This is a genomic window from Streptomyces liliiviolaceus (genome assembly GCF_018070025.1).
GTDB classification, from domain to species: Bacteria; Actinomycetota; Actinomycetes; order Streptomycetales; family Streptomycetaceae; genus Streptomyces; species Streptomyces liliiviolaceus.
This window is the reverse complement of record NZ_JAGPYQ010000003.1, coordinates 84,132-92,882: the sequence shown is the minus strand read 5'-3', so window position 1 is coordinate 92,882 and position 8,751 is coordinate 84,132. Positions and strand designations below refer to the sequence as shown.

General features: G+C 69.2%; 8 protein-coding genes. 4 read left to right on the top strand and 4 right to left on the bottom strand.

Translation table 11 applies throughout. The features are described 5' to 3' along the window. Window positions 1-816, bottom strand: an 816-nt coding sequence (locus J8N05_RS46645) for an NACHT domain-containing protein (RefSeq protein WP_247707044.1), incomplete at its 3' end; no start/stop codon positions are given. 431 nt (window positions 817-1,247) lie between these two features. Continuing rightward, a complete protein-coding gene (locus J8N05_RS46640; protein WP_210894543.1) occupies window positions 1,248-2,453 on the bottom strand; it encodes an FAD-dependent monooxygenase in 1,206 nt (401 codons plus the stop codon). A gap of 60 nt (window positions 2,454-2,513) precedes the next feature. Here J8N05_RS46640 and J8N05_RS46635 point away from each other — a divergent pair, with 60 nt between their 5' ends. Beyond that, a complete protein-coding gene (locus tag J8N05_RS46635) occupies window positions 2,514-3,005 on the top strand; it encodes a MarR family winged helix-turn-helix transcriptional regulator (protein WP_247707043.1) in 492 nt (163 codons plus the stop codon). A gap of 349 nt (window positions 3,006-3,354) precedes the next feature. After that, a complete protein-coding gene (locus J8N05_RS46630; protein WP_210894539.1) occupies window positions 3,355-4,569 on the top strand; it encodes a PP2C family protein-serine/threonine phosphatase in 1,215 nt (404 codons plus the stop codon). A 114-nt stretch (window positions 4,570-4,683) separates the two neighbouring features. Here J8N05_RS46630 and J8N05_RS46625 read toward each other — a convergent pair whose 3' ends face one another. Further along, entirely contained in the window at window positions 4,684-5,553 is an 870-nt protein-coding gene (locus J8N05_RS46625) for a helix-turn-helix domain-containing protein (protein ID WP_210894537.1), read from the bottom strand. 161 nt (window positions 5,554-5,714) lie between these two features. Between J8N05_RS46625 and J8N05_RS46620 the strand changes: the two genes are divergently transcribed. Together J8N05_RS46620 and J8N05_RS46615 are read left to right on the top strand one after the other, a co-directional pair. Beyond that, the gene (locus J8N05_RS46620; protein ID WP_282108215.1) at window positions 5,715-6,683 is read left to right on the top strand and encodes an SDR family NAD(P)-dependent oxidoreductase; all 969 of its coding nucleotides are present in this window, start codon (window positions 5,715-5,717) and stop codon (window positions 6,681-6,683) included. Between the two features lie 212 nt (window positions 6,684-6,895). Then, a complete protein-coding gene (locus J8N05_RS46615) occupies window positions 6,896-7,354 on the top strand; it encodes a hypothetical protein (RefSeq protein ID WP_210894533.1) in 459 nt (152 codons plus the stop codon). A gap of 196 nt (window positions 7,355-7,550) precedes the next feature. On the opposite strand, the gene J8N05_RS46610 is transcribed toward J8N05_RS46615, so the two are convergent. After that, complete coding sequence (locus J8N05_RS46610) at window positions 7,551-8,465, bottom strand: hypothetical protein (RefSeq protein WP_210894531.1); 915 nt, start codon at window positions 8,463-8,465, stop codon at window positions 7,551-7,553. Window positions 8,466-8,751: the final 286 nt, after the last annotated feature.

Below are 8,751 nucleotides of genomic sequence, written 5' to 3'. Positions count from 1 at the left end.
GGTGGCGGCGAAGGGGGCGCTGCGCGAGCTGAGGACCATGCCGAGGTCCGGGCGGTGCCCCAGGGCGTCGTTGATGCGGGCGATCGCGCGGCCGCGTACGCGATCGGGTATCTCGTCCAAGCCGTCCAGCACCAACAGGATCGCGCCGGCGTCCAGCAGCTCCCGCGCCCTGGCGGTTCCCGTCCGGCCGGGATCACCGAGCCACGGGTAGTCGATGCCCAGCCGCTGTTCCAGCCACAGATCGAGGTCCTCCCGATCCGGGTCCCACGAGGCCAGGGGTACGAGCACGGGCACCGGGTCCCCGTGGCGGCGGCGCGCGAGCAGGTCCAGCACCAGGCGGACCAGCAGCATGCTCTTGCCGGAGCCCGGGTCCCCCAGCAGCACCAGGCGGCCGGTGGGGACGCTGGCCAGGACCTTCACCAGCTCGCCGCCGCCTCCGGTCAGTTCCTCCGGCCCGGGCGCCCAGCCGGACGGTGAGGCCGACGCCGCCCGACCGACTCCGGTGGTGGCCAGCCGGACCAGTGAACGCCAGGACTCCATGAGCTGAGGCTCGGCGGGCCGCCACCGGACCGGAAGCGGATACGGATCGTTCAGGCGCCGCAGCGCCGCCTCTTCCCTCCACTGGCGCTGGACGGCGGATGCGAGGTCGTCCGCAGCCTGTACCAGGGCTGCGTCCCCAGTCGTCCCGGCCGGGCGATCGACGAATCCGTTGATGGTGACGGCCCCGTGAAAGTCCCGCCCCTGGATCACGGGCCCGCCGGATCCGGAGAACTCGTTGCGGGTTTCCCCGTCCCCCGTGCGCCCCTCCCCCTCCACACCCCGCTCCACAGACGTCCCCCGTCGCCGGTTTCGCACCCGCCTGTGCGCTGCCCGCCGATCACCGCACACGGCCGACAAAGGCAGACGAGGCTACTCAATTGATTCCCAACTCATCTGCACATAACCGCACTTGGCCACCTCAAGGCCCTGTCGGCACGGGAGGCACACTCGCTTCGCCGACGGTGCCGGAACCGTCTGTCAGCGCGAGGACGGCCGCTGTCGGGCCGTCTCCATCTGCTCGCCGGCGCCCCCCTCACCATCAACGCCGCGAATCAACTGAGGAGCGATGCGGCCGTGTTGCCCGTACGCTCCGGCCTTGCCGCCTTGCCGCCTCGGCACTCGTGGTCACCGCCATCGTGGGTCCGGTCCGCGACGGCTCCCGTACGCGAACGAGTTGACGTCGCGCGAGCCTCAAAAGCACGGACGGGCTATGCCGCTCCCTGCGGGATCTCGGGCAATGCCTGCTTCGTCTCGGCGACCTGGGTGAGTTTCGCGGCGAGTGGCTTGAGAGGGGGCGAGGTGAGTACCTTGCCGGCGAGGTGCCTCAGGGCGAGGCCGGTCCGGGTCTGCGGGTACGCGAAGTGCTTCAGCCCGCGGGGAAGACCCTGGACGTCGTCCACCAGGGGGCGCATCCATGCCTCGTAGGCGGTGAGCGCCGCTTCGGTGTCGTCGGGATGCGCGGCGAGCTGCGCCGCCAGGACGTACCCGCTGGTGAGGGCCAGCGAGGCGCCTCCTCCGCCCATCGGGGTGACGCACCAGCCGGCGTCGCCTGCCAGCACGGTCCGGCCGCGGTGCCAGGTCGTCATCCGGATCTGGGTGAGCTGGTCGATGTAGACGTCGTCGGATGCGTCGAAGGCGTCGAGGACGCGGGGCGCCTCCCAGCCGGCGTCGGCGTACCGGTCCCGCACGCGTGCCAGGGCCTCGCCGCGGCCGAGCCGTGCGAGATCGTCGCCGGGACTGTAGGCGAGGATGGCGCGGGTGGTGCCGTGGTTGTCGGGCCGCAGGTGGATCTGGCGCCCACGGGTCGTGTTGTGCCAGCGCCAGCGGTCGTCGTCGCCGGCCGTCCGGGGAATGGTGCCGAAGACCATCGTCACGTCGAGGTCGTCCTGGGTGACCTCGTCGGCCGTGAACACCCGGTCGCGCGTGGCCGAGCGCACCCCCTCGGCGATCACGAGCAGGTCGCAGCGCAGTTCGCGCCCCTGGGAGGTGACGATGTGCAGGGACTCGGGTCCGTCGGTCGCCGTCTCGATGGTGTCGCCGTAGACGAACGCGACCCCCGGGGGAAGGTGGTCGTGGATCGTGCGGGCGAAGTCGCCGCGCAGCACCTCCAGTTCGGCCGTGGCGCCGTCGGGGCCGCCGGGACCGTCAAAGGGCAGTTCCGCGGTCACCTTGCCGGACGCGTCTACGACGACCGTGCCGGTCTCCGTCGTGTTCTGCCGCTTGACCTCGTCGAACAGGCCCATCCGGTCGAGGACTTCGCGCGCCACGCCGCGCACGTCGACGTTCTGGCCCCCGTCACGGAACGCGGGCGCGCGTTCGATCACCGTGACCTGCCATCCCAGCCGCCGCAGCCAGAACGCGGTCGACAGACCGGCGATACTGGCCCCGGACACCACAACATCGCGCTCCCGCATACCCAACCTCCTCAGTAGCTTTAATATGAAGTCACTTTACAAGAAGGGATGGTTCCGCGCGTGGCTGATCCGTTGACGGAGGACTGGGAGCCTGCACAGGTGGCAGTCATGGAGGCGCTTCGCGACTGGGCGGTCGGCTTCGCCGAACTGAACCAGCACATGTCCACCTGGATGAAGCTGCCCACGTCCGACGCCCATGCGCTCGGGCAGATCATCTGGGCGGCCCAGGGCGGTGAGCCGCTCTCGCCGGCACGGCTGGCACGTCGGATCGGGATGACCTCCGGCGCGACGACAGTGCTGCTGAACAGGCTCGAACAAGCACAGATGCTGGTCCGCAGCCGCGAACACACCGACCGGCGCCGCGTCACCCTCCGCCCGACCGCAGCCGCCCAGGAACAGGCGCGCGCCTTCATGGCTGCTGCCGGAGTGGAGATCGCGGCCGTACTGCGGCAGACGGAAACCGAGGAACTCGACACTGCGATCGCGGTGTTGAGGCGCATGAACGAAGCCGTCGGCCGAGCCAACGACCGACTGGGGAACGCCACGACATGACCTGTCGGCCGGAAACTGCGCCGACCGGTGCCATCACGGCGGGGTACACACGTACACGGGTCCGCCTCGCCCCGGCGGGGCCACCGCCGCTACGGCCACCGGTTCACTGACCACCGACGGCCGCACCTGTCGCGCGAACGGACAGTGGCAGTCCGCGCACGCACTGCACACGCCCGGAACGTGCGGGGCAGGCAGGGTTGCGCAAAGCACTATGCGCACCGCTGGTCCGGGCAGCCAAGGCGGCTAGAGTGCGAGTGTCTGTCCTCTACCCAGCGGTGTGCCGGGGTTCGGTTGGGGCTGTGGGGTGGGAGAAGCTCCTGTGAATGATCAGGACCGTGGGAGTCGGGAGATGCTGGCCGGCCTGCTGGCCTCAAGCCAGCTGATACCCCTTGAGTGGCTGCCGGCCAAGACGGCCGAGCACGCGGCGTCCGCGGGTTTCACCCAGACGCTGATCTACCTGGCAGACCTGCAGCGCAAGGTGCTGCAACTGCTGACCGGCCAGGGACTGGACGCCGCGGGTGAACCCGGCGGCGAGGAGACCGGGATCAAGATCGAAGGCACGTTGCCGGGCCGGGCCTACCAGTACGGGCAGATCCTGCGCGGGGGCCGCTCCGGTCCCGGAGAACGGCAGTGGTGGGTGCCCCTGCTCAACGGCACCGAGCGACTGGGCGTACTGCGCCTGACCACGCGAGCCGACGACGGGCGTACGCGGGAGAACATGGAACTCCTCGCCTCCCTGATCGCACTGATCATCGTCAGCAAACGGCAGAGCAGCGACTCCTACGCCCGGCTGATGCGCACCGAACCGCTGAACATCGCCGCCGAGATGCAGTGGCATCTGATGCCGCCTCCCACCTACTCCGACAGCCGCGTGGCGATCTCCGCCGCGATGGAACCGGCCCACCACATCAGCGGCGACGCCTATGACTACGCCACCGCGGGCCCGGTGGTCCACGTATCGATCTTCGACGCGATGGGCCACGACACCGCCGCCGGCCTGACCGCGGCCCTCGCCATGGGCACCTGCCGCAACACACGCCGCCAGGGCGGGAGCCTGCTCGACATCGGCGAAGCCGTCGAGAGCGCGCTCATCAAGCAGTACCACCAGACGCGATACGTCACCGGCGTCCTGGCCGATCTCGACACGGACACCGGAGTCCTGACCTGGGTCAACCGCGGCCACATGCCGCCGGTACTCATCCGTGCGGGCCGCTCAAGCAGCCAGTTGAACTGCAGACCCGCACACCCGATGGGTACCGCCCTGGGACTGGAAGCCACCATCTGCCGTGAACAGCTGGAACCCGGTGACCGCATCGTGTTCTACACCGACGGCATCACCGAAGCCCGCGGCAGCGGCAACACCGAACTCGGTGTGGAACGCTTCATCGACTACCTGATCCGCCACCACGCCGACGGACTGCCCGTCCCCGAAACCCTGCGCCGCCTCATCGACGCACTCCGTGACTACCACGACGGCCAACTCCAGGACGATGCCACCATCCTCATCTGCCAATGGCTCGGCCCCGCCGACGCCCCCACCACACCCTCGACGAACAGCCCCTGAACAGCCCGGTCACGATCCGTGCGGATGATGACGGCTGACACGTGCGGCTGAGAGCCGAAGCCGCGGACCACCAGGGCCGGGATGCCGTACGGGGCGAACCAGTCGGTGAGCAGCTCAATGACGGGATGTCGTCCAGCTGGCCATCAGGTGGAGTGCGTCGTGGGAAGGGGATCCGGTGTCCGCGGTGTACATGAGGAGCGTGTGACCGGGGTCGGCCACGAGCGGCGTGGACTCGAAGGGCAGGGTCAGGCTTCCGATCAAGGGGTGTTCGATCCGGCGGGTGCCATGGCTTCGCACATGGACGTCGTGGCGTGCCCAACGCGTTGCGAACTCCGCGCTTTTGGATCTGAGGTCACGGATCAACTCGGTGACGGTGTGGTCGCAGGGGTTGCTGCCGTTCTCTGCCTGCAGGGCGTTGGCGGTGTCGTCCGCGATGACCTCCCAGTCGCGCCAGAACGTCCGGGCCGAGGGGGCGGTGAAGACGAAACGGGCCATGTTGGCGTTACCGCAGGCCGCGTACATCGGCTGGTACAGGGCTCGTCCCAGTGCGTTCGCGCCCACCACATTCTGGCGTCCGTTGAGGACGAGGGCGGGGGTGGTCGTCATGGAGTCGAGGATGCGTTGCACGGAAGGGCGCAGCTCGATCGCCGCTGCGGCCGTGCGGCAGGGCCTGATGCCGCCGCCGGACCGGACGAGGTCCAGGAGGTGAGCGTGCTCGGTGTCGTCCAGGCGCAGGGCGCGGCTGACGCCGTACAGGACGCTCTCGCTCACCCCGCGGGCGTCTCCGCGCTCCAAGCGGATGTAGTACTCGACGCTGATGCCCGCGAGAGCGGCGACCTCTTCGCGGCGTAGACCTTTGACCCGCCGGTTGGCGTTCACGGTGGGCAGGCCGACATCGCCGGGGGTCAGCCGGGCCCGCCTGCTTGTCAGAAAATCCCGGACCTGCCGTCGCACCTGCGCCGCGGCATGCGCACCGTCTCCCATTCATCCGACTTTACGATGCCGGAGTCTCGCGTGGGAGTCACGCTGAGTACCCCCCTCGCGAACTCTCCCTCATGGACCGCCCTGGGCGTCTCCTGGTCTCGGGGCCGCTCCTCAGGCGGCGTGCCCGTACTGCTTTCACCTGCTTGGTTTTGGAGAGAACGTTGACTGCTACACAGAAGCCGATCGGCTCCGGGTTCGACGCGAGGTCGACGACCGGGGATGTCCTCGCCCATGTGGATCTGTCCGGTCGCACAGCTCTGGTCACGGGAGGTTACTCCGGTGTCGGCCTGGCCACGACGCGAGCACTGGCCGGCGCGGGAGCCCGGGTAGTCGTACCGGCCCGGCGTCCCGACACCGCGCGAGCGGTACTCGCCGACCTGGGCGACGTCGAGGTCGACGAGCTCGACCTCGCGGACCTTGCCGGCGTCGAAGCCTTCGCCGAGCGCTACCTCGCCTCGGGCCGCGGCCTGGACATCCTGGTCGGCTCCGCCGGCATCATGGCTCCACCGCTGACACGCGTGGGCCCGGGATGGGAGTCACAGTTCGCCGCCAACCACCTGGGACATTTCGCTCTGGTCAACCGTCTGTGGCCCGCGCTCGCCGCCGGTGACGGTGCCCGCGTGGTGGCGGTCTCCTCCCGAGGGCATCGCATGAGCGGGATCCGCTGGGAGGATCCGCACTTCCAGGTCGAGCCGTACGACAAGTGGCTCGCGTACGGCCAGGCCAAGACAGCGAATGCGTTGTTCGCCCGGCATCTCGACGTTCTGGGGCAGGGTTCAGGCGTCCGCGCCTTCTCGGTGCATCCCGGTGTCATCGACACCAACCTCCAGCGCCACCTCCCCCTGGCGGAGCAGGTCGCCATGGGATGGACGAACGAGAACGGCACTCCCAAGAACCCGGACATGTTCAAGTCGCCGGAACAAGGTGCCGCCACCTCGGTCTGGGCCGCGACCGTGCCCCTGCCGACCGATCGCGGCGGCGCCTATCTCGAAGACTGCGAGGTCGCCGACATCGCCACCGACCTGTTCGACATGAGCACAGGAGGAGTGGCCCCACACGCCGCCGACGAGGACGAAGCGACTCGGCTGTGGGACCTGTCTGCGCAGTTGACCGAAGTCAACGCCTTCTGATCAGGCGCCGCCCATGACGGAGGCTGTCGGCCCCGCAAGACCAGCGGGGCCGACAGTCCCTCCGCGCGCGGACCCGCCCGAGCGCCTACAAGAAACTGGCACGCACTCCCCCGGAGGGGGATCCCCAGCGGCGTTGCCGGAACGCCCAGGTGGCTCCGCCACAAGGCCGTTCCGGCGCCTTGCGATCGCAGGCACCAGACGCTGCGGGCACTGTGCCCGACGACCACCGACCCGGACACGACCGGGGCCATCGTCGGCGCGATCACCGGCCCGCTGACGGCTCCGCGCTCGCCACCGCTCGGCAGGCACGGGTGCTGGTCCTCGCTCAGCTCGCGGCCGTCGACGGAACCCGGTTCGCACGCTACGGCTACGCAGTCCTGGGACAGGCGTCGGATCGCGGCCCCGGCCAGTGCGTGGCCCCGGTCGTGCCCGCACCACGGCGGCTCCAGGACGACCCGGTCCATGGCCAGGAGATCACCGACAGGACGGGCGAGCACGGCTTCGAAGGCCGGATCCCGTCCGCCGCCGGCGGCGTCCAGGGCAGCCTCGCCGATCCGGGCGACGTCCCCGATGCAGGAGTCCATCGCCGGGCCGGAAACCGACGGTGGCGTGAACGACCGACTGCCCCGCCGCGCGCCGCTTCGAGGGCCCGGCCGAGCCGTTCGAGGTAGGCCGGGTCCGCGAACCGTTCCACGATGATGTTCTGCACATCCATGACCAGGACGGTCTGTACCGTCACCGCACACCTTCATGCGCCGCCGCGGTGGCCGCTGTGTCGACAGCCGTCTGCATCGCTGACACAGCGCACCCTGCGGTATGGGTGACGGACCGGACGGATCAGCCTGCGGGGACGGGTTCTTGAGCCGCTCAGGCCCGGCCATCCGTGTAGTAGGTGCTGATCCAGGCCAGACCGCTGGGACTCACCGCGACCATCGCCACCTCCCGGCCCACCTCGCCAAAGTAGTACGTGCGGCTGCCGGCGCACTGGTCCAGTGCGCTGGTGACCGCCGCGACATCGGTATTGCGGATCTTGTCCCTAGCCTCCGTGAGATAGCCCTTGACGAGGCCGTCCATTTGCTGCTCGTTCACGTTCGCCAGGACGCCCGACGCGCCGCGGGACAGGTGCTTGAGGGCGTGCCCGACGGCCGCCTGCGGGCTGCCGAAGGTGAGCTGCGCCGCTTGCGCTTGCACTGCTTTGACGAAGGATTCACTGTGGGCGGCCCAGGCGCTCTCGTCTTTGGTGGGCAGGGGCTGCGCCCCGCCCGCCGCCGCCAGCGCCAGGTTGTACCGCCTCATCAACTCCTCCCGGTCTTCAGCGGGCCTGTACGGCGGGTTCAGCGACTGGCCGGCGGCCAGGAACGCGGCATGCGCATGCACGAATTCCGCGCAGGTGGACGCGTGTTGTGCGGCGAATTTATTGGCCTGAGGAACGATCCCCGAGACGCCGACGACGACGCCCATGTACTTGGCGCTCTGCCAGTGGCGCAGGAGACGAATACGGTCGCTCACGTCGGCGCACTTCTCGGCCTTGGTATCGAGCGCTATGTACACATCCCGCATCTCCCGATCCAGAAACCCATCGGTCACCACCCGGTTGTGCCGCAGGACCTCGGTGTCGCCGCGCACCATCCCCGCAAGGGCACCGGTGGTGAGGTGCGAGTCCAGGAACGCCGGGTGCGCCGAGAAGCGGTCCGTCTCCCACGTCACCAGCCAGAACGGTTCGGTGTACTCGACCCGGGCTTTCAGTTCACCTAGTTTCGTCTTGAGTGCCTCCCATGGCATGAGCTGTCCCCCTCTTGTCGCGTTGTCGAAGGTGCTGTGAGTGCGTCAGCGTCGCACGGAAGACGTCCTACCGGGACACCTCACGGTGGCGTAATCGTGCTGCGCAAGTCAGCCGACGCGCCTCGCCCAGAACTGCCGATCGGCCGTGACCGGCCGGCCGGTACAGGACGCCTCCGCCACCGCATGCCCGAGGTAGTGGTGCTGGCATGTCTCCGCCAGCTAGCAGAGCCCCAGTTGGCCCGGGCGGTGCCCGACTCCACTGACACAAGGTCAGTCCGCGGGGCCG